This is a genomic window from Acidovorax sp. NO-1 (assembly GCF_000238595.1).
GTDB lineage: Bacteria > Pseudomonadota > Gammaproteobacteria > Burkholderiales > Burkholderiaceae_C > Acidovorax.
In genome coordinates, this window is the sequence record NZ_AGTS01000033.1 from 14,524 (window position 1) to 35,589 (window position 21,066).

18 protein-coding genes and 1 tRNA gene are annotated in these 21,066 nt (G+C 65.5%); 6 read left to right on the plus strand and 13 right to left on the minus strand.

Features of this window, described 5'->3' with window-relative positions; translation table 11 throughout:
• Positions 1 to 33 precede the first annotated feature (33 nt).
• From KYG_RS02885 to KYG_RS02930, 10 genes are all read right to left on the minus strand, one after another.
• Positions 34 to 2,256, minus strand: coding sequence for a PhoX family phosphatase (locus KYG_RS02885; protein ID WP_008903322.1), 2,223 nt, complete (start codon positions 2,254 to 2,256; stop codon positions 34 to 36).
• A 179-nt stretch (positions 2,257 to 2,435) separates the two neighbouring features.
• Positions 2,436 to 2,687 carry a zinc-ribbon domain-containing protein gene (locus KYG_RS02890; RefSeq protein ID WP_008903323.1) on the minus strand — a complete coding sequence of 84 codons (252 nt, stop codon included), beginning with the start codon at positions 2,685 to 2,687 and terminating at the stop codon, positions 2,436 to 2,438.
• A gap of 2 nt (positions 2,688 to 2,689) precedes the next feature.
• A complete protein-coding gene (locus tag KYG_RS02895) occupies positions 2,690 to 3,439 on the minus strand; it encodes an OmpA family protein (RefSeq protein ID WP_008903324.1) in 750 nt (249 codons plus the stop codon).
• The gene (locus KYG_RS02900; RefSeq protein WP_008903325.1) at positions 3,439 to 4,062 is read right to left on the minus strand and encodes a hypothetical protein; all 624 of its coding nucleotides are present in this window, start codon (positions 4,060 to 4,062) and stop codon (positions 3,439 to 3,441) included. The genes KYG_RS02895 and KYG_RS02900 overlap by 1 nt, the downstream gene beginning before the upstream one ends.
• A gap of 83 nt (positions 4,063 to 4,145) precedes the next feature.
• Positions 4,146 to 4,703: a hypothetical protein gene (locus tag KYG_RS02905; RefSeq protein WP_008903326.1), complete on the minus strand. Its 558-nt coding sequence runs from the start codon at positions 4,701 to 4,703 to the stop codon at positions 4,146 to 4,148.
• Positions 4,703 to 5,533 (minus strand): sel1 repeat family protein, encoded by an 831-nt coding sequence (locus KYG_RS02910; RefSeq protein ID WP_192810312.1) that lies wholly within the window; start codon positions 5,531 to 5,533, stop codon positions 4,703 to 4,705. Before KYG_RS02910 ends, KYG_RS02905 begins: the two co-directional genes overlap by 1 nt.
• 38 nt (positions 5,534 to 5,571) lie before the next feature.
• Positions 5,572 to 6,741: a CsgG/HfaB family protein gene (locus KYG_RS02915; protein WP_237707190.1), complete on the minus strand. Its 1,170-nt coding sequence runs from the start codon at positions 6,739 to 6,741 to the stop codon at positions 5,572 to 5,574.
• A 77-nt stretch (positions 6,742 to 6,818) separates the two neighbouring features.
• A complete protein-coding gene (locus KYG_RS02920) occupies positions 6,819 to 7,277 on the minus strand; it encodes a hypothetical protein (RefSeq protein WP_008903329.1) in 459 nt (152 codons plus the stop codon).
• Between the two features lie 81 nt (positions 7,278 to 7,358).
• Positions 7,359 to 10,949: a hypothetical protein gene (locus KYG_RS02925; RefSeq protein ID WP_008903330.1), complete on the minus strand. Its 3,591-nt coding sequence runs from the start codon at positions 10,947 to 10,949 to the stop codon at positions 7,359 to 7,361.
• 79 nt (positions 10,950 to 11,028) lie between these two features.
• The gene (locus KYG_RS02930; RefSeq protein ID WP_008903331.1) at positions 11,029 to 11,388 is read right to left on the minus strand and encodes a hypothetical protein; all 360 of its coding nucleotides are present in this window, start codon (positions 11,386 to 11,388) and stop codon (positions 11,029 to 11,031) included.
• A gap of 374 nt (positions 11,389 to 11,762) precedes the next feature.
• On the opposite strand from KYG_RS02930, the gene KYG_RS02935 reads away from it, so the two are divergent.
• Positions 11,763 to 12,362: a hypothetical protein gene (locus KYG_RS02935; protein WP_008903332.1), complete on the plus strand. Its 600-nt coding sequence runs from the start codon at positions 11,763 to 11,765 to the stop codon at positions 12,360 to 12,362.
• Positions 12,363 to 12,366: 4 nt separating this feature from the next.
• Here the strand turns inward: KYG_RS02935 and KYG_RS02940 are convergent, their stop codons facing one another.
• Complete coding sequence (locus tag KYG_RS02940; RefSeq protein WP_008903333.1) at positions 12,367 to 12,939, minus strand: AAA family ATPase; 573 nt, start codon at positions 12,937 to 12,939, stop codon at positions 12,367 to 12,369.
• A 2-nt stretch (positions 12,940 to 12,941) separates the two neighbouring features.
• Entirely contained in the window at positions 12,942 to 15,404 is a 2,463-nt protein-coding gene (locus KYG_RS02945; RefSeq protein ID WP_008903334.1) for a UvrD-helicase domain-containing protein, read from the minus strand.
• A 43-nt stretch (positions 15,405 to 15,447) separates the two neighbouring features.
• Here KYG_RS02945 and KYG_RS02950 point away from each other — a divergent pair, with 43 nt between their 5' ends.
• Both KYG_RS02950 and KYG_RS02955 read left to right on the plus strand, forming a co-directional pair.
• Positions 15,448 to 16,155 carry a hypothetical protein gene (locus KYG_RS02950; RefSeq protein WP_008903335.1) on the plus strand — a complete coding sequence of 236 codons (708 nt, stop codon included), beginning with the start codon at positions 15,448 to 15,450 and terminating at the stop codon, positions 16,153 to 16,155.
• 280 nt (positions 16,156 to 16,435) lie between these two features.
• Positions 16,436 to 17,413 (plus strand): GMP reductase, encoded by a 978-nt coding sequence (locus KYG_RS02955; protein ID WP_008903336.1) that lies wholly within the window; start codon positions 16,436 to 16,438, stop codon positions 17,411 to 17,413.
• A gap of 209 nt (positions 17,414 to 17,622) precedes the next feature.
• Here the strand turns inward: KYG_RS02955 and KYG_RS02960 are convergent, their stop codons facing one another.
• The gene (locus KYG_RS02960; protein WP_008903337.1) at positions 17,623 to 18,504 is read right to left on the minus strand and encodes an alpha/beta hydrolase; all 882 of its coding nucleotides are present in this window, start codon (positions 18,502 to 18,504) and stop codon (positions 17,623 to 17,625) included.
• A 129-nt stretch (positions 18,505 to 18,633) separates the two neighbouring features.
• On the opposite strand from KYG_RS02960, the gene KYG_RS02965 reads away from it, so the two are divergent.
• The 3 genes from KYG_RS02965 (at position 18,634) to KYG_RS02975 (ending at position 21,028) form a co-directional block, all read left to right on the plus strand.
• Complete coding sequence (locus tag KYG_RS02965; RefSeq protein ID WP_008903338.1) at positions 18,634 to 19,518, plus strand: NAD(P)-dependent oxidoreductase; 885 nt, start codon at positions 18,634 to 18,636, stop codon at positions 19,516 to 19,518.
• An 83-nt stretch (positions 19,519 to 19,601) separates the two neighbouring features.
• A tRNA-Lys gene (locus KYG_RS02970) sits at positions 19,602 to 19,677 on the plus strand.
• Between the two features lie 286 nt (positions 19,678 to 19,963).
• Positions 19,964 to 21,028 carry a site-specific integrase gene (locus KYG_RS02975; RefSeq protein ID WP_008903339.1) on the plus strand — a complete coding sequence of 355 codons (1,065 nt, stop codon included), beginning with the start codon at positions 19,964 to 19,966 and terminating at the stop codon, positions 21,026 to 21,028.
• Positions 21,029 to 21,066 lie beyond the last annotated feature (38 nt).

The following is a 21,066-nucleotide window of genomic DNA, read 5'->3' on the forward strand; positions in this document are numbered from 1 at the left end:
CTGGGCGCAGCGCAGGCAGTGGCGGGGCAGCCTTCAGGTACCGATCACGCCACCGTCGTTCTTGGTGATCACGATGGTGGCCGAACGGGGGCGCTTGCCGGCGCCGTAACCGGCGTTGGCGGGCCACTGGCTGGTGTACTTCGTCGGGTCGCCAATGTTGGCCATGGCCGTGGTTTCACCCGGGTGCTGGATGTTCACGAAGATGGCCTTGCCATCGGGCGTTTCGGCCAGGCCGGTGATCTCGCTGCCCTTGGGGCCGACCAGGAAGCGCTTGAGCGTGCTCTCGGTGGCGGGCTTGCCCACGGGGGTCACGATGTCGAGCTTGCTGCCATCGGCCTTGGTGTAGCTCAGCGTCTTCTTGGCGCCGTCGCCCACGCTGCCAGGCACGGCGGCCAGCATCATGCAGTTGGTCACGTCGGTGTAGGCACCGTCGTCGGTCTGGATCCAGCAGATGCCCGTGGCCTTGCTGAACACCAGGCCGTCGGGGCTGGAGAAGTCCTGGTCGGCCGTGAGGGCAGAGAGGTTGACCATGGCCTTGTCGGCACCGGCCTCGGCGCCAAACAGGTACACGTCCCACGTGAAGGCGGTGGCGGTGGCGCCTTCCTTCAGGCGTACCAGGTGGCCGTTGGGGTTGCCCTTTTGCTCGCTGGTGCCCTTCATGTCGGTGTAGGCACGGGGGTTGGCGGCGTCGGGCAGGTACTGGCTGCCGCTGGGGTTGACGCTGCGGTTGCTGTTGTTGGTCAGCGTGAAGTAGATCTCGCCGTTGGCGGGGTTCACGGCATTCCACTCGGGGCGGTCCATCTTGGTGGCGCCCACGGCATCAGCGGCAATGCGGGTGTTGATGGCGATGTCGGCCGCGTCGGCGAACTTGTAGTTGGCGTAGCTGGCGATGGCGGTGTTCGACAGGCTCAGCTCCACCCACGTGCCCGTGCCATCGGCGTTGAACTTGGCGGCGTAGAGTGTGCCGCTGTCCAGGTACTTGTCGCCAATGGCCATGCGGTCGTTGGCACTGGCATCGGCCGGGTTCCACGTGGCGGTGGAGACAAACTTGTAGATGTATTCGCCGCGCGAGTCGTCGCCCATGTACACCGTCAGGGGCTTGCCGGCTTCCACCTTGCCGAAGGCCGCGCTTTCGTGCGCAAAGCGGCCCAGGCCGGTGCGCTTCTTGGCCATGCGGGTCTTGTCATAGGCGTCGATCTCGACGATGTAGCCCATGCCGTTCATCTCGTTGCGGTAGTCGTCGCTGCCATCGGCCGAGCTGCCGGTCTTGCTGTTGTTCCAGCGCTGGTACTTGTCGTCTGCACCGCCGGTTTCCCAGCCGTGGCGCGAAGCAGCGCCCTGGTTGCGGCCGTAGCGCTTGAGCGCAATGACGCTCTTGTCGTTGCCACGGGCAGCGTCGTCTGCGGCGCCGCGGGTGAAGTAGCCAAACCAGTTTTCTTCGCCGGTGAGGAACGTGCCCCAGGGCGTCTTGCCCGTGCCGCAGTTGTTCAGCGTGCCACGCGTCATCACGCCGGTGGGAGAAAACTTGGTGATCAGCTGCGCATTGCCGCGCGCGGGGCCGGCGATCTCGATGGGGCTGAGCGAAGTCAGGCGGAAGTTGTGCGCCGAGTTCTGCACATAGCCCCACTTGCCGCCGGTCTTGGCGACTTCGATCACGGCGATGCCGTGGATGTCGGTTTCCTTGTCCACTTCGGCCGCAGGGCGGGGCAGCGTGGAGGTGCCGCCATCGGCGTGCAGGAAGAACGACGACAGCTTTTCGTCCGTGGTGGCTTCGTGGTTGATGGCCAGCAGACCGCGATCGGTGGCGCTGTCGTTGCGCTTGCCGTCGGCACCCAGGCCAAACCATTCCATACCGTCGTGGTGGTCACCGGCGCGCTTGTCGTAGTCGCCGTCGGTGCCGTCGTTCTTGTACGCGGCCACGCCTGGGGCCATCGGGTCGCCCAGCGCAAACAGCACGCTGGCGGTGTAGCCCGCAGGCACGGCCACCACGTCGGCCAGGCTCTTGGGCACGGCACCAAAGCCCAGCAGCTTGGGCGCGGCAGGCGGCTCCACCACAGGGTCATCGCTGCCGCCACAGGCCGTCACGCCAAAACCGGCCAGCACGGCCGTACCCACCGAACCCACACCGCCGCGCAACAGCCCGCGGCGCGACAGGCGAGCGTCCAGCACCGCATCAAACGTGGGGTTGGCAGAGGTGTTGGAGTTCTCGTTGTTGAAGTCAATCGCCTGCTCGGGCGCATCCACGCGGTGGTTCATGGGGTTCCTCGGTTGTTGGTTTACAAAACCAGTGGAGCGTAAGAACCGGGGATGACAGCCCCATGAAGCTTTTGCGGCGGTTTGATGACAACGCAACGTTGAAGCGCCCGCCCCATCACACGGACCCTGGCAATCCAAAAGTCTTCGTTGCCGAGTTCACATGTCGTGGGTGCGGTTCGTTATCGCCCCGTGAACATGAAATACGCCAGCACACACACCGCCAGCGCCACGATAAGCCTGGCGATCCACGGAGTGACCAGCCATGCGCCCAAGGCCACGGCCACGCGCCCCCACACATGCGGCGACTGCAGGGCGCTGTGCGGCTGTGCGGGCGGGGCGCCTGTGGCCTGAAGCGGGTAGCCACAGGCCGGGCAGGCGGGCGCGTGGGACGACACCTCGCGCGCGCATTCGGGGCATTTGATGAGTGCCATGGTTACCGGCCCTCCTTGTCGGGCAGGCCAATGAGAATCTGTACGCGCCGGTTCAGCTGGCGCCCCACGGGGTCGTCACGTCCGTCTGGCGTGGTGTTGGGCGCCACCGGCTGGCGCTTGCCCAGGCCTTGCACCGCAGCCTGCCGCCCGGTCTGCGCGTGCAGCGCACGGGCCACCGCCTGCGCGCGTCGCAGCGACAGCGCGTCGTTGTAGGCGTCGGAGCCCTTGGCGTCGGTGTGGCCCCGCACGGTGAGCGGGGCAGTGGCATAGCTCTTGATGAGCTCGCCCGCTTTGTTCAGCGGCGCAGCAGCGTCGGCGCGCAAGTCGGACTTGTCAAAATCAAAAAGCACATCGGCCGGCAGGTCGATAGAGATCGCCTGCTCGGGTGTGGGGCGGGCCTTGAGCTCCACCAGCAGCGCGCGGGTCTGCTCCAGCCGCGCTGGGGGCACCTCGGCCTCGCGCAGCATGGTCTGCGGGGCGGCGCGGCGCTGCAGCGTGGTGTCGCGGGTGCTGCTGACCAGCCCCCCCGCAGGCCGGTGCGCAGACAGATCGGTCGAGGGCGCACCAGGCGCCGGGGACAGCTGCGTCGGCACAGCGGCAAGTGAGCGGCTGCTGCGCACTACTTCCATCGCTTGCACCGGCTCTGCCGAGGCAGCCAGCAACAGCGCTACCACCGCCACCGCCCGCCCCACGGTGGCCACCGCGCAGGATGCGTGCATTGCGGCCAGCACCGCCCAACGCTGGGCCAGCATCAGCCGCCCTGCAGCGGCAGATCGACCACCAGCCCCGGCGCCACGATGTTGTCGCTCTCGTTGCCGTCGTTGAACACCAGTTTGAGCTTGCGCGCCGTGGGCGCCACAGCGCCCATGAACACCAGCTTGCCGTCCAGGGTTTCGCCCTCGCGGATGGTGATGTCGCGGTTGTTGTCCGGCCGCTTGATGTGCAGCCGCGCGCCGCTCTCGTCCTGCAGATAGGTGTCGGCCAGCGCCAGCATGGTGGTGTCGGTAATGCGGTTGGCAAAAGAGATGCTTACGTCGAGCACTGTCGCATCCGCACCGATTTCCACCGCCTTGATCCGCACGGTGACACCGGCTTCGGCGACCCCCTGGATGGCCAGCGGCACTGTCTTGGGCGCCGCAGTGGGGCCCGGCGGCGCAGGCAGGGTCTGGGGCCGTGTTGGCGCCTGCGCCGTCGACTCAGGCACGGCGCTGGCAGGCGCAACCGGGACGGCCGCGGTGGACGATACGGGTGATGGCGCGGCGGTCACCGGCGCATCAGGAGCGCCGTCCTTGCAGGCCGCCAGCAAAAAAGCGGCCGCCAGGGCCAGCGCCCCACCACGAGGAATGGGCATGCGCAGGTTGGAGTTGCGATTCATTGGGGGTGATCCTCCTGGTTCAATGTTCTTGGGGGCGGTAGCGCCTGCATGCGCTGGCGCAGGCCACTGCTTGTGGGTGCAACTCAGCGGATCCGGATACTGTTGGTCTGCCCGCTGCCTGGCCCGTGCGGCCGCGCGCCCGGGCAGTCGCGCGGCGTCTTCACATCATTGGTATTGCGCCCCTGCACGATGACGGTCTTGCCTTCAAGCCGCGCACCCGTGACATCAATGCTGTTGACGGACGCTGTGCCGTCCGGGCTGCACCCGGCGGTGCCTGACGCTGCGTTGCCCGTCACCTCGATCCGGTTGCCGGTGTGCGAACTACCGCTGCCGGCATCAGCCCGAGCGGCGGGTTGTGCAGCAGGTGGTGCGGCCGGCGCTTGGTGACGGCTGCGCTGGTTGCGGCCTGCGTCGACCCCGATAGGACCCGTGGGCCCCGGTGTGCCATTCACACCTGCGGCGTCCACCGGGCCGACCGCCTGTGCATCTGCCGGGGCCGCGCACCACAAGGTCAGCACCAGCAGAACAGCAGTACCGCCCGCGCGTGCGTGCGCACCGCGCGCCTGCACATCGGCACGGATGCTGCCCCGTACGGCGGAACCGGCCAGCCCGCAGAAAAAACTGAAGGGCAGGCACTGCATCAGGGAGTGACCTTTGAAGGGGTGCCTGGAAGTGTGGTGCCAGGCACCGCCGCCCCGGCCGCAGGCGCGCCCATGGCACCGGGCACACTGCGCGGCACACCCGACATGCCGGGCAGGCCCCCGCCCGCGCGGCTGGGCCCGGCTGCGGGAGCGGCTTGCGCGGCCGCGTCGCCACCCGAGCCCGCCGCCTGGCGCTGTATACGCGCCTCCAGTTCAGCCGCAAAACGCTCTGCCAATGCCACTTCTTCCACCGCCATCTCGGCACCCAGCTCGTTGATGAGTGAAAGCACGTTGGGCCGCTCACCGCTGTCGGGCTGGGCCATGCGCTCCAGAAGGCGCGCATACCCCAGGGCCTTGACGTTGTCCTTGGGCACCCCTTGGCCCTTGCGGTTCATTTCCGTCAGACGCTGCATGGCACGCGGATCGCCACGCACGGCCGCCAGCAGATACCAGCGGTAAGCCTGGCCCATGTCGCCCAGGCCCGACCGCGGGTTCTGGTACGCGTCGCCGACGAAAGAAAGCAGTTGCGGGTTCTGGGTGTTCAGCGCCTCGCGCTTGAGCCGCTCCAGTTCGTTGCGATAGATGGGGCCCTGGCAGCCGAGCTCGGCCACGCCGCGCTGCAGAGCCTCGTTGCAAGATTCGATGAACCGAGCCCCAACCCCCGCAGCAGGAGCCCCGGCCTGGGCGGGCGCCTGTGCCTGAGCCGGTGTCGGCGACTGGGCTTGGGCCTGAGTAACAGCGGGCGCCTGCGCAGACACACCGGCCGGCGTAGGGGGCGGCGCCTGCACCTGTGCGATCACTGCCCCGTGCAGCGCCAGGAGGGCTGTCAAACCTGCGCAGCACTGCGCTACAGATCTTGCCCCCTGAATCATGAGCCCGCCTTCACACCGCCCGCCGGAGCGCCTGCCGCAGGGGAAGATGGAGCGCCCGATGGGGCATTGGCTTGCGCGTTTTCCCACGCCATCGGCACCCCAAAGAACAGAGGCTCAAACCCGTCCCAGTTCATCACGTCCACAGCCCCGAGCGACGCGTACCGTTGCGCATACACCTTCTCCAGCGCAAGCCGTGTGTCGTCGTCGAATTTTTGCGTGACCTGCACTGGCTCGCCGTATTTGCGTAGCGTGACCTGGATGAGACCCAGTTTAAGTTCCGGAGTGAGGCCGTTGTAGGCAGCGCGCATGTTTTCCACCACCACAGGGTCCGGCGTACCGTTGGGGATGCAGCGCCAATAGGGAGTGTTGGTGGCCTTGCCAATCAGCTCCAGGACGCTCAGGTCCACCAGCGTACGGATGGCCGAATGCCGCCCCTGCAGGTACTTGCCCTCCAGCTTGAAGCCAAAGGCGTCGCCATAAAAGCCCAGGCTCGCGTTGTCTTCGGAGCTGAAGTTCAGCACCTTCACCACGTTGGAGGCCTGTATCTGCGGCACCATCTGCTGGGTGGCAAAGCTCACCAGGTTGAGGTCCAGCGCCAGCGCCGAATAGATCGCCGTACGCTTCATGTCGCCACCCATGGTGACCTTGCCGTTGCCGCCACCAAACTCGATGCCAGCAGAATTGACCCTCCCTGCTCCCGCGATGGCGCGGTCAAATTCGGTCAACGCACCCGTGATCAGAAAGTCGGGCATGGTGACCCCAAACTTGGCACCCAGCTGGGCCTGCGAGACGAGATAGTCCGGGTGATAAGGCACGTACACCACGCGCGCGCCGATGCGGTTGACCGCAGTGCGCACCATCTCCGTGATGTCGCCGGGGATCTCGGCGCCCACCAGGGGGCTCGACAGGTTGGTGGCATCCAGAATGCTGCGCGTCTGCATGTACAGGACGGGGTCGCCCTCCTTATAGATATCCAGCATGCGCCCAAAGCGGCCCAGCGCCAGCGAGTAAGGACTGAGGTTGGTCACAGGCAGCAGCTTGTCGGCCTCACGCTCCTGAAGCAAGGCATTGGCGTCCTTGAGCGCGTTTTCGGTGGAGGCGCAGCCAGCCATAGCGGCCACTGCGAGCATCAGCGCTCCCCATCGCAGGGTTCTTTGTGTCGTCATGTTTCTTGGTGTTGTTTGGTGATATCCGCGGCGCCCGCTCTCCCCGGGGCCATGCTTGCAGAAACCCCGGCGCGTAGTCAGCGCCGCGAATTGAGTACGGTGATGTTCTCTACACCCTTGCCTTCCACATACAACGTCACGTTGCCGTTCACATTGCCTTGAATGACCGGGCTGGCAATACGCAGGCTACCGTCCGCGCCGCGCTGTACATCGGAATAGGTCGACCGGATAACGATGTTTTTTTGCCCGTCGGGAAGTTTGAGCGTGCCATCCGGCTGCACCAGCGCGCTCTGGTCCACCAACGTGTTTTGCGCAATAGCGCGGTTTACACGCGCCTTGGCGCTGACCGACGGGTAAACGCCGTCATTGAGGCGAACACCGCTTTGCGCCATGTCTTTGTAGGCGCCGAGCTGTTCACCGTAGTTCACCATCTGCGCCTGCGCGCCTGCGGCAAACAGCACGAGGACGCCGGCAACGCAGTGCCCGCCGAATGCGCGCAACGCACGCCGACCCGAATCTTCGCGTGTATTCTTCATTTGCAACTCCTTCATGGGTATCCAAAGAAATCGGAACATCGGTTTGCCCCGGGCAGACGGCGCCTTGCGGGGTCAGACCACCTACATGCTCAGCAGATTGACGGCAGGCAGCACAGTCACGGACTGGTTCACCACGCCCGTAGAGGGGATGGTGTAGGTGTAGCCCGGGTTGGCGGCGAACGCAGCGTTACCCGCAACCCCTACGACGCCTGTGATGGCGCCACCCACGTTGCGCACACTTCCGGACGTCATGCCCGCAGCAGCGGCCGACATGTTGCCCACGATGGTCACCGCGCCGGTGATCACACCCTGGTTGATCACCGAGTTGGAGACCCCTCCGACGGCTGCGTTGCCCTGGTTCCCGGCAATGACCACAGTGCCTGCCATCACGCCTTGATTGACCAGCGAGTTGACCGTGCCCCCCAGAGTTGCGCTCCCCCGGTTTCCCGCGATGAGTACGCGCCCCGAGAGTTGCCCTCGGTTGTCCACACTGTTGACAGTGCCGCCCCCGGTGGCGTTGCCCTGGTTGCCTGTCAGCACCAACTGTGCGCCGGTGATGCTGCCCCTGTTGTGAACGCCATTGACAAGCCCGCCGCCGGTAGCACGGCCGGTGTTGCCCGCCAGCAGTATCTGGCTGCCGCGTATCGAACCCGACCCCGTAACGCCGCTGACCTTGCTGTTGCCACCCTGCGCGCTGGCCTGGTTGCCCAGGATGGTGATGCTGGATGCGGTGATGCTGCCATCGGCGCGCACACTGTTGGCAACACCGCCGTTGGCAGACCCCGCATTGCCCAGGATGGTGATCTGGCTGCCCGTGATGCGGCCGTTGCCGACCACGCTGTTGATGGCGCCACCTTCGCGCGCCGAGCCCTGGTTGCCCAGGATGGTGATGCTGCCGCCCTGCAGGCTGCCGCCCACGTCCACACTGTTGGCCACACCCTGCTGGGCCGCGCCCTGGTTGGCGGTCACGGTGACGGAAGACGCCGCAATGCGGCCACGGCTTTGGGCGCGCACACTGTTGGCCAGGCCGTCGCGGCCAGACGCCTGCGCGGTTCCCTGGTTGCCAGCAACCTGCACCGAGCTGCCCTGCACGGTGCCGTCCACCTGCACACTGTTGGCCAGCGCCGTGCTGCCCCCGTCTGCCTGGGTGGACCCGGCGGTGTTGCCAGCGATCAGCGCCTGAAGCGCATCCACACGGCCCCCGGCACCTTGCGAAAAGCTGTTGGCGGCCGCCAGGCCTTCGGTGGCGTGCACGCGGCCCGCCGTGTTGCCCAGCAGTTGCAGGCTGGCCGCGCGCATGCTGCCCAGCACCTGAATTGCATTGGCATTGGCCTGGCCCACACCCTTGCCGAAGGCGGCAAACCCGGCCACGGTTCCTTCGCGTCCCTCGCTGCGCACGTCTGACGCCATGTTGCCCGCCAGCGTGAACGTGCTGCCGTCCACGCGGCCCTGCGCATTGATCGCCAGCGCATTGGCGTTAATGCGCCCCCCGTCGGCATTGAGCCCACGGGCCGTGTTGCCCACGACCTGCAGGGTGCTCTGCGCCAGAGCGGTGGCACCCGAGCCGTCCATATACAACCCGTTGGCGGCCAGTACGCCGTTGGACTTGGTGCCCACACCCAGCGCCTGTGCACCACTGCCCGTGGCGCGGATGTCGTCAGCGGTGTTGCCCGCAATGACCACGGGACTGCCCTGCACACGTGCACCGCGGTACGCCGCCAGCGCATTGACGAGCGCGGTGCCGCCCAGCGCCTGCACGTTGCGCGCGGTGTTGCCCGCAATGAGCCAGGGCGACGATGCGTCAATCAGCGCGCCGTTGTGCAGCACCAGCGCGTTGGCGGCGGCGCGCGCGCGGCTCTCGCGTCCCGCCAGGCCGCCCGCGCCCGATACGGAGTCGGCGGTGGTGGCGATGTCGCTGGCGTTGTTGCCACTGAGCGTGCCGGCGGCAGAGAGCTGCGAAGGCGCGCCCGACCCGTTTTCCAGCGCCACGCTGTTGGCCATCAGTGCACCGCCACGCGCGTTCAGGCGCGACGCGGTGTTGCCTGCCACGGTGAGCGTCGATGCATCCAGCTGCGAGCCCGTGACGGCCAGGGTGTTGGCCAGCGCAGCCGACTGCTGGCTGGCAGAAAACAGCAGCCCGCCCCCTGCCTGCGCCGCATAGCCCGTGGACTGCACGCCGTCCGCCCGGTTGCCCGCCAGGGTGACGTTGGAGCCCTGCACGCGGCCTTCGGTCACCATGAGCGTGTTGGCAGCGGCCAGCCCGCCCGACCCTGTGATTGACCTGCCCTGATTGCCGCTGACGGCAATGGTTGCGCGATCAAGCGTGGACTGGTGGTCTGCCACCACCGTGTTGGCCAGGGCGCGTCCGTTGCGCTCCATGGCGCCCACCACGCCGCCACCGATCGAGCCCGATGCACCGGCGGTGCGCACCTGCTCGGCCGCATTGCCGGCCAGCAGCACCTGGCCGCCCTGTGCGGTGGCGTTGTCCAGCCACAGGCTGTTGGCTGCCGCGCCGCCGCCGGTGGCAACCACATCGCGCGCTTCGTTGCCGCTCAGGCGGTGCACTGGCCCGGCGACCAGTTCGCCACGGCTGACGGAGATGGTGTTGGCGAGCGCTGCAGCAGACACCCGCACATCGGCCAGTGCCCCGCCCAGAATGCTGCCCTCCCCACCCCAGGCCTGGACATTGCGCGCCCTATTGCCCGACACGCTGCCCTGGTAGCCCGCGGAGCCCGCAAGCTGGTGGTCTGAAAAACTGATGCTGTTGGCCAGCGCACTGCCGCCAGTGGCGATCACCTGGCGGGCTTCGTTGCCCGCCAGCGTGAGCTGCGCGCCCTTGAGCTCGCTGGAGGCGAGCATCACTGCGTTGGCCGCGGCCACACCGCTCAGGTCGACCTGCGCGATGGTGCCGCGCCCCACGCCAGAGCTGCCACCACCCGCACGCACGTCTTCTGCGCGGTTGGCGGTTTGCACAACGCGGGTGGTGTCCAGGCTGGACCGCGCGGCCGTGAGCGCGTTGGCCAGGGCCGAGCCGCCAATGGACGTGATGCCACGTGCTTCGTTGCCAGATACATGCAGCTCGGAATTTCTTACCTGTGTCGCATCCAGCAGCACGCTGTTGGCCGTGGCACGGCCGGGCATCTGCAGCGATCCGGTGCCCAGCAGCACCTCGGCCTTGGCGCCGAACGCGGCCACCTCCGCGGCGCGGTTGCCCTGCACCATCACTTGACTGGACGTGAGCGGCTTGGCCCCCGTGCCGCTGGCGGCCAGCACCATGTTGGCCGTGGCTGCACCGCCGAGCGCGTGCACAAAACCGTTGACCTGATTGCCCAGCACCTGCACCTGCGACTGGCGAACCTGCATGGCCGCCAGCCCGATACCGTTGGCCTGGGCCGTGCCTGCCAGATCCACGCGCATGCCTGCATTGGCCAGGGCGGAACCCTTGCCGCCCGTGGACACCACGGGGCCTGTGGACTGGTTGCCTTGCACGCCTATGCGGCTCGTGCCGTCCACCTCGGTGCCGGCGCTGTTCTTGTGCCAGCCCAGCCCCCCCAGCATCGACTCTTGCGCCGCTGCCTGTATCGGCGTCACCGTGATCGAGGCTGCGAGCAGCCACAGGGTGGCGCCAGCGCCCCCGCGTGGCGACTTGGTTGTGTTGCGCGATGGTTGCACCCGCAGCCCTTTGTGTTGGTGTTCGTTTCACAGGCCACCCGGGCAGCGCCGGGGGCCTGCATTGCTGGCCTGTGGGCGATCAGTTGATGTTGATGCTGTTCACGTTGGCCGTGCCCCCGATGGCCTTGATGTCGGTGGCCTCGTTATTGCTGACCGTGATTTCGGAGTTGCGGATCTTGGAGCCGGTGATGTTGACGCTGTTGACGTTGGCCACGCCTTCCATGGAGATTTCTCCGACCTTGATGCCGGCCTTGCCGCCACCAGCGATCACGTTCGTGGCCTTGTTCCCGGTCACGGTGATGCGGCTGTTGGTGACCTCGGAACCCGCAGAGCCCTTGCCCGAGAACAGGCCGGGGATGGCAACGTTGCCGCTCTGGGCAAAGGCAGCACCGCAGGTCAAGGCCAGCGCGGCGACGGTGGTAATGGCGAGTTTGCGCATATCCATAATCCTTCAAAGAGTTGAAATTAATCGACGGGCAGCCTGTTGCGGCTTGCAAACGGATTCTTGTGGAGCGCGCCAGCCAATGGGTAATCAAATGTACCGAGTGGCCGAGCCCTGGTTGCCCTGTGTTATCCACAGGCGTTGGATCTGATCAAATTGATGCGCAGCGCTGGCCAGTTGGTAAGCGGCGGAACACCATTGAACTCGATGTGGCGCAGATTTCCACAGTGGACAGGCGCACGACACTTGTCAATTCAACTGCTGCGATATAACAAGCATTTACATTTCAGATCATTATGAAATGTCATACACATTCAGTCATCTTCCCAATTAATAAAATGAACAGATATTCGCTTCAAATTGTCATAAAAATGAAATCAATAATCACGCGCAGCGGCGCATATATCGCTACCGTGGGGGCCCTCCTGGGGTGCTCCCCTTCAGGCCCTGCCATCAGCTACCCCAGCGACGCACAGCTGTCGGCCGCATTGGAGGCACAGTTTGCGAGCGATCGCCACAGCGCAGCGGCACGCGACCTGATCCGGACGTTGGGCGGAGAGAGCGGTCGCCTGCGGTACCACATCCGCCATGTGATCCATCGCCAAGGGTCGTACGACACGCGTTATGACGCCGTGCTGGTGATGGGCCAGTCAGGTACGCAGAGCCTGCAGGCCCTGTATGCAAGCATGATTCCCGAGGCCGACCGCGCCAAGCTGCCACAGGCCAGCCTGGAGGCCTACGAAGGTTGGCTCAGGCAGCAGGCGCAGGCGCTTCAAAAAACGTCGGAGGCCCAGGCGCAATCCCTGCTGAACACGCTGGAGCTTCTGGGCAAGTGCTACCGGGACCAAAAGGCCGGCGCCGAGGTCACGGTGATGGAAGGCCTGGGCGCCCTGGTGTCGCCCGAGCGCAATGGGTGGTTTGCAGAAAAACTGGCGCTGCCCGACACGGTGGCGCGCTGCCTGCCGACCTGACCCATCAGCCTGGGGGCGCTGCAGCGCGCGGCGTGATCTGCGACTGCAGGGCCGCCAGAACCAGCGCGGCGGCATCCCGTGCGTTCAAACGTGCGGTATCCACCAGGAGACGGTGGCCACGGCCCTCTGCCCAGGGCGCGTAGTCATGGCGCTGAACGGCATCCCAGGTCGGCACGGCCAATCCGGCCACGTCGCCCACCCTCGTTTCCACCCGGCGCCGGTGCTCCGCTGCGTCGGTGCAGACAACCTCCACGAACAGCGACGGCACCTGCACTGCCTCCGCCACGGAGCGCCAGGCGTTGCGCGTCACCTGCAGCGGATTCACGCAGTCAGCAAGCACCGGCAAGCCCTGCGCAAGCTGTGTGCGCGCCAGGGCGTATGCCACCAGGTACCCTGCCGGTCCCACATCGCCGCCCGCCAGCACGTTGGAGTCCCGCAGTGCCTGTTCAATGGTGTCGATGCGCAAATACACCGCGGGCCACTGCGACAGCAAGGCGTGTGCGACGCTGCTCTTGCCCACGCCGGGCAACCCGCCCAGCACCAGCAGCACTGGCAACGGCGCCGGGGAAGCAGCCATGGTCAATCCACCACCGTCAGCTTGGCCACCGACAGCGCCAGCCACTTGGTGCCATGGCGCGGAAAGTTGACCTGCGCACGCGCGTCGTCCCCCGTGCCCTCGATGGCCAGCACCTTGCCCTCGCCGAACTTGGTGTGGAACACGTTGATGCCTGCGCGCAGGCCGTGGGACGGCGCGGTCTTTTGCACGGGCACCGGTGGGCTGGCAAATGTCTCGGATTTGAAGCCAAATTGGCCTCTAGCGCTTGATGGATAAGCGCCACCTGCTCCTGAATTAGGAGCATACGATCTAAACCCCTGCTGCTTGGGCGTGATCCACTTGAGCGCGGCCTCAGGCAGCTCGTCAAAAAAGCGGCTCTTGATGTTGTAGCGCGTCTGCCCATGCAGCATGCGCGTTTGCGAGTGGCTCAGGTACAGGCGCTTGCGGGCGCGGGTGATGGCCACATACATCAGTCGGCGCTCTTCCTCCAGACCATCGCGCTCGCTGGACGAGTTTTCGTGGGGGAACAGGCCCTCTTCCATGCCGCCGATGAACACACCGTCAAACTCCAGCCCCTTGCTGGCGTGCACGGTCATCAACTGCACGGCGTCTTGCCCGGCCTGGGCTTGGTTGTCGCCCGCTTCGAGCGCGGCGTGGGTCAGGAAGGCGGCCAGGGGCGAGAGGGTTTCGCCGGTGTCGGCGTCCACGATGCCCGGCACGGCGGGCTTCAGGGGTTCGTCCAGCACCGGTGCGTTGGGGTCCAGCCCCTGGCTGACCGGGCTTTGGGCGCTCTGGGTGAGCGGCGTGCCATGCTCGTCCAGTGGCAGGGCCACGGCGTCGCGGCCAAAACCTTCCTGCGTAACAAAGCTCTCGGCAGCGTTGACCAGTTCCTGCAAGTTCTCGATGCGGTCGGCGCCTTCCTTCTCCGTGCGGAAGTGCTCCACCAAGCCCGTGGATTCGAGCATCTGCTCGATGATGCCGCGCAGGTTCAGCCCCTGCGTATGCTCGCGCAGCACGTCCACCATGGCCACAAACGCGCCCAGGTTGGCGCCCGCCTTGCCGGGCACGGCGCTCACCGCGTCGTGCAGCGAGCAGCCTGCGGCGCGGGCGGCGTCCTGCAGCACCTCGATGCTGCGCGCGCCAATGCCACGCGGCGGAAAGTTGACGACGCGGGTGAAGCTGGTGTCATCGTGCGGGTTCTCCAACAGGCGCAGGTAGGCCAGCGCATGCTTGATTTCGGCGCGCTCGAAGAAGCGCAGACCGCCGTACACGCGGTAGGGCACGCTGGCATTGAACAGTGCCGATTCGATCACCCGGCTTTGCGCATTGCTGCGGTAGAGCACGGCGATTTCCTTACGCTCAAAGCCGTCGTTGCGCACGAGTTGCTTGATCTCATCGACCATCCACTGCGCCTCCGCCAGGTCAGAGCTGGCTTCGTACACGCGCACGGGCTCGCCCGCACCCTGTGTGGTGCGCAGGTTCTTGCCCAGGCGGCGGCTGTTGTGGCTGATGAGGGCGTTGGCCGAGTCGAGGATGTTGCTGTAGCTGCGGTAGTTCTGCTCCAGCTTGATCTGGCGCTGCACGTCAAACTCGCGCACGAAGTCGGTCATGTTGCCCACGCGCGCACCGCGAAAGGCATAGATGCTCTGGTCGTCGTCGCCCACGGCGATGACGCTGCCGCGCGCTTCAAAGCGCCCGCCCACCTCGTTGCCCGCCAGCTGCTTGAGCCAGGCGTACTGCAGCTTGTTCGTGTCCTGAAACTCGTCCACCAGGATGTGCTGAAACCGGCGCTGGTAGTGCTCGCGGATCGGGTCGTTGTCGCGCAGCAGCTCGTAGCTGCGCAGCATCAGCTCGCCGAAGTCCACCACGCCTTCGCGCTGGCATTGTTCTTCGTACAGCTGGTAGATCTCGACCTTTCTGCGCGCATCGCTGTCATGCGTTTCGACATCGCCCGGGCGCAGGCCCTCTTCCTTGCAATTGGCAATGAAGTACGACAGCTGCTTGGGCGGAAAGCGCTCGTCGTCCACGTTGTGCTGCTTGCACAGGCGCTTGATGGCCGAGAGCTGGTCTTGTGTGTCGAGGATCTGGAACGATTGCGACAGCCCCGCCGCCTTGTGGTGCGCGCGCAAGAGCCGGTTGCACAGGCCGTGAAAGGTGCCGATCCACATGCCACGCACGTTGACGGGCAGCATGGCCGACAGGCGGGCCACCATTTCCTTGGCGGCCTTGTTGGTGAAAGTGACGGCCAGAATGCCGCCGGGCGTGGCGTAGCCGTTTTGCAGCAGCCAGGCGATGCGGGTGGTGAGCACACGCGTCTTGCCCGAGCCTGCGCCCGCCAGTATCAGTGCGTGGCCTGCGGGCAGCGTGACGGCCGCCAGTTGCTCGTCGTTCAGATTGGCCAAAAGGGGCGATGCAGCCGAGGCCGCACCGGCGTGTGGGGGCACCAGGGCATCTGGCGCACCCGAAAACGGGTCTTGTGGGAACATGCGGCCATTGTAGAAACCGCCCCGGCGCCCGCTTCATCTGCCCATGAAAAACATTGCCTGCACCCTGGCCAGCGTATTGGTTCTGGCCCAGCCATCCTCTGCACTGGCCCAGGCCAGTTGCAGCAGCGACGGCACGCCGCAGCCCGTGGCCATTTTCGAGCGCTTCATCAGCGCAGACTGCGAGGCCTGCTGGACCGATGCGGCCATACCGTCGCCCTCTGCCACGGCAGGTGCGGTGGTGCTGGACTGGATCGTGCCGGGCCAGGCCGGTGATGAAGCCCCCCTTTCGGCCGCCGCCACCAACGATGCACTGGCGCGACTGCAGGCCCTGGGCCGCACACCCCCTGCGGCCACCGATGTGTACACCGCCGCGGTGGAAGGCGCCCGGCCCGCCCGCCTGCGCGTGGCCCATGGCCTGCCCCTCAACGACTACCTGGGCACCGCCATCGCATTCACACCCGCACGGCGCGACGGCGCGGCGCCCGATGGGATGGCGTTTTATCTGCTACTGGTGGAATCCGTGCCGGCAGGCACCGAAGGCACGAGAGTCGGCCGGAATATGGTAAGAAACATGCTCCATGGCACATGGGACAAGCGCAATACGCTATCAAATTCAAAGCAAACAAAATGGATGGAATCCCGGTCCATGCGCATACCGGACGGCGCGCAACCCGAGCGGCTGCGCATGGTGGGCTGGGTGCAGGACGCGCAGGGCCGCGTGGTGGCCGCAGCACAGTCGGCTTGCCGCTAGGCCGCCCGGCGTACCCGAAAGCCGTCGGGTGCCCACCGACCGCAGCAGCCCCAGGCGCCTTGGTGATACCGCCTATACCACCAAGGTTATAGGGCCCGTCGCGCAGGCCGGTAGAATCAAGCACCGGGCCCAAGTTTCTTGACGCCCGGTTTTTTGTGCCCGCGCACTTTGCGGGGTCGGAGCTGGCTGACACGCCAGTGCCCACAAAGCCGGGCCCAAGCCAAGCGCCCACCGCAGCAAAAATTGTTTTGCCGCGTCCTTTGATGGAGCTTGGAATCTCATGGAAATTTTCGACTACGACAACATCCTTCTGCTGCCGCGCAAATGCCGCGTGGAAAGCCGTTCGGAGTGCGATGCCAGCGTGGAGCTGGGCGGCCGTTCGTTCCGCGTGCCGGTAGTGCCTGCCAACATGAAAACGGTGGTGGATGAAAAAATCTGCACGTGGATGGCGCAAAACGGCTACTTCTACGTGATGCACCGGTTTGATCTGGACAACATCCAGTTCGTGAAGGACATGCATGCCAAGGGCTGCTATGCCTCCATCTCGCTGGGCGTCAAGCAGCCGGACTACGCCACGGTGGACCAGCTGGTGGCCCTGGGCCTCACGCCCGAATACATCACCATCGACATCGCCCACGGCCATGCCGACACGGTCAAGGCCATGATCGGCTACCTCAAGCAGCACCTGCCCAAGGCCTTCGTCATCGCAGGCAATGTGGCCACCCCCGAGGCCATCATCGACCTGGAAAACTGGGGAGCTGACGCCACCAAGGTGGGCGTGGGCCCGGGCAAGGTGTGCATCACCAAGCTCAAGACCGGTTTTGGCACTGGCGGCTGGCAGCTCTCGGCCCTCAAGTGGTGCGCGCGTGTGGCCACCAAACCCATCATTGCCGACGGGGGCATCCGAAGCCACGGAGACATCGCCAAAAGCATCCGCTTTGGCGCGACGATGGTGATGATCGGCTCGCTGTTTGCAGGCCACGAAGAATCGCCCGGCAAGACGGTGGAAGTTGACGGAGAGCTCTTCAAGGAATACTACGGCTCTGCCAGTGATTTCAACAAGGGCGAGTACAAGCACGTGGAAGGCAAGCGCATCCTGGAGCCCATCAAGGGCAAGCTGGCCAACACGCTGGTGGAGATGGAGCAGGACGTGCAAAGCTCCATCAGCTACGCGGGCGGCAAGAGGCTGATGGACATCCGCAAGGTGAACTACGTGATCCTGGGCGGCGACAACGCCGGTGAGCATCTGCTGATGTGAGGGCGGGCGCCGGGTGCGTAGTCCTACGGCTTTCTCACTATCGGGCGCCAAAGCATGCCCAGCGCACTGCCTGGGCCAGCGGACACCGCGCAAGGGCCGCCATGCCGCGCGGGCGGCGCTCTACTTGCGTGCGCTGGTGGCGCCCGCCTTCCCGCGCGCAGCGCGAGAGGAGGCGGAAGGCGCCCAGCGCCACAGGGGTTTGCTTCGGTTCATGCCCGCAGCAGGTTCAGCGCCATGTGGTGCAGGTCATGCCCAGGCATTGCCAGCGCATCCACGATGCTGAAGTGGTGCAGCCCAGGCAGCACCTGGCTGCGCGGCACAAAGTGGCTACCCCACGCGTCTTGCATGAGCTGGTTCTGCCGCAGGAACTCGGGGCTTTCGTCGGCGCCGACCGCACAGAACAGCGTACCCGCAGGCGGCTCCAGCAGGCGCGCGGGGCTGTACTGCAGCACCTGCTGGTCGGTGAGGTTCAACACCGACTGGTACATGGGGGTGTACATGATCGGCTCCAGGTCGTGCACGCCGGAAATGGAAAGCGCATTGCGCACCAGCCGGTCGGGGAGCCCCTGGCCAATGAGCGGCCACACACTGGTGAGCAGCAAAGCCGCCAGATGCCCCCCGGCAGAATGCCCCGCCACCGTGATGCGGGCGGGGTCTCCCCCATGCTCGCCGATGTGGCGCCACACCCAGCCCAGCGCCTTTTCCATCTGGCGAACGATGTGCGGAATGGTGACCGGTGCCTCCGGCGTGCCGGGGCACAGCGCGTAGTTCACCACCACCACGCACACACCCGCCTGGTTGAACGGTGGGGCGATGAACGAATGATCTGCCTTGTCGAGCGAGCGCCAGTACCCGCCGTGAATGAACACCAGCACGGGAGCGCCTGCAGCGGCGGGCCGTGCAGAAGGAAAGATGTCCAGTGTTTCGCCCGCTCCCGTGCCATAGGCCACATCCAGCACACAGGGGTGGCTTGCACGCACCCGGGCCGATTCGTCTGCCCAGCGCTGAAGGTAGTCCATGTGGTCGGGCACCAGCGCGCGGTTGTTGTACATGCGCTCCAGCCAGGCGGGGTCATGCGGGGGCAGGCTCATGGGTAGGGTCTCCTGTAGCGGTGCGGCATCATCATTCCAATCCCGCGGCGCTGCAAGCTCCGTGACAGGGTGACGCACCAAAAAAGCACATGATGTACGCCAAGATAACGATCCTGGATGAATGACGCCATGACCACCACCCCACTTCGCATTGCCGTGCTGGGCACAGGAATGATGGGCCAGCCCATCGCCCGGCGGTTTCACGCCGCTGGCCACCTTGTGCATGCCTGGAACCGCACCCGGGCGAAGGCCGAGCCTCTGGCCGCGCTGGGAATCACCGTGCACGACACCGCGGGCGGGGCCGTGGAGGGGGCTGATGTCGTGGTCAGCCTGCTGGAAAACGGCCCGGTGGTGGGACAGGTCCTTTTTGAAGCTGGCGCAGCGCGCGCCATGCGCAAAGGTGCCCTGTTCATTGACATGGCTTCCATCCAGCCAAGGGAAGCACGCGACCACGCTGCGCGCCTGGGCGAGATGGGGCTGGCCCACCTGGATGCCCCGGTATCCGGCGGCACCGTGGGCGCGGAAAACGGCACGCTCGCCATCATGGTGGGGGGCCGCGCGGAGGACTTTGCAAGGGCGCAACCCGTGTTTGCTGCGTGTGGCCGCGCCACCCACGTGGGCCCGCACGGCGCCGGCCAGCTCACCAAGCTCGCCAATCAAATGATCGTGGGCATCACCATTGGAGCGGTCGCCGAGGCATTGCTGTTTGCATCCAAGGGCGGCGCGGACATGGCCAAGGTGCGCGAGGCCATCCAGGGCGGTTTTGCCGACAGCCGTATCCTGCAACTGCATGGACAGCGTATGGTGGACCGTGACTTTGCCCCACGCGGCCGCATGGCCGTCCAGCTCAAGGACATGCGCAACGCACTGGCAACGGCGGGTGAGATCGGATTCGACGCGCCCATCACCACCCTCTTCGAGAATCTGTATGCACAAGGCGTCGATCATGGGCTGGGCGAGCTGGACCACAGCGGTCTGTTTGTGGAACTGGCAAGCCGCAACGCACTGCAATAATTTTGAGACCCCTTGCCAGCCGGCAAAAAATTAGTGCATAATTCAAGGCTCTGCAGCAACGCAGACAGATTTATAAAAAGTTTGGGTTCTTAGCTCAGTTGGTAGAGCAGCGGACTCTTAATCCGTAGGTCGAGTGTTCGAGTCACTCAGGACCCACCAAACAAAAGCCGCAAGGCACAAAGCGCCGACGCTATTATAAAGATAGCGGCGGCGTTTTTGTTTGGCGCTCATGGGACACTGGTGGGACACTACCCCACCAAGCGTGGCCGCGAGCCACAACACAGCACCACACGGCATCCGGTAATATCCGGTCCGTGCAACCAGTAGCACAGCGATGAAGCCGATGGCCGACGAGGCCGGGAGTGGAGCAACGTTGCTGGCACCGCCGCGCGTTTTCACGCCCGCTGGTGTCAGCCATGCCAACCACTTTTGAAAGGCATCGCTCATGGCTACCATTGAAGTCCGTCGCGCTGACGACGGCAGCATCTCTTACCGCGCCAAGGTCCGGCTAAAGGGCTATCCGCCCGAACACGCCACCTTCAGGCGCAAGACCGACGCCACGAAGTGGGCGCACAGTGTCGAAGCGGCCATGCGCGAGGGGCGGTACTTCAAGACCGCCGAGGCCAAGAAGCACACCTTTGCCGACCTTGTGGATCGCTACCTGAAGGAAGTCCTCCCCGACCGTCCGAAGAACGCGGCGAATACGCAGCGCCACCTCCAGTTCTGGAAGCAGAAGCTGGGCACGCTGGCACTCGCGGACATCACCCCCGCGCTCCTGGTGCAACTGCGCAATGAGTTGCTGGCCGAGACCACGCGCCGGAACAAGCCCCGCTCCAATGCCACCGTGGTGCGCTACCTGGCCTCTATCTCCCATGCCTTCACAGTCGCCATGAAAGACTGGCAGTGGGTCACCGACAACCCCGTCAGCAAGATTTCCAAGCCCCGCCAGGGGCGGGGGCGTGAACGCTACCTGTCCGATGACGAGCGGGAGCGCCTGCTGGCGGCCTGCCGCGCCTCCACCAACCGCTACCTTCTCCCCGTGGTCGTTCTGGCCATCTCCACCGGCATGCGTCGCGGTGAAATCATGAACCTGCGCTGGCAGGACATCGACTTCCAGCGCGGCACCATCCTCCTGACGGCCACCAAGAATGACACCTCGCGCTCCGTCCCTCTCACGGGCCTTGCGCTGATGCTCCTCCAGGACCTTGCCAAAATGCGCCGACTCGACACCACCCTGGTCTTCTACGGCTCCCTGCCAAACAAGCCCATGGACCTGAAAAAGCCCTGGGAAGCGGCTGTACGCCAGGCGGGCATGGAGAACTTCCGCTTCCACGACCTGCGGCACACGGCCGCCTCCTACCTGGCCATGAACGGTGCCACCACGATGGAAATCGCCGCAGTGCTGGGTCACAAAACACTCCAGATGGTCAAGCGCTACAGCCATCTGACCAACAGCCACACGGCCAAGGTCGTGACCGCCATGAACGACAAAATTTTTGGGGTTGCCTGAGCCGTAGCCGCCTCAATACCACCAAAGACGAAAGGGGG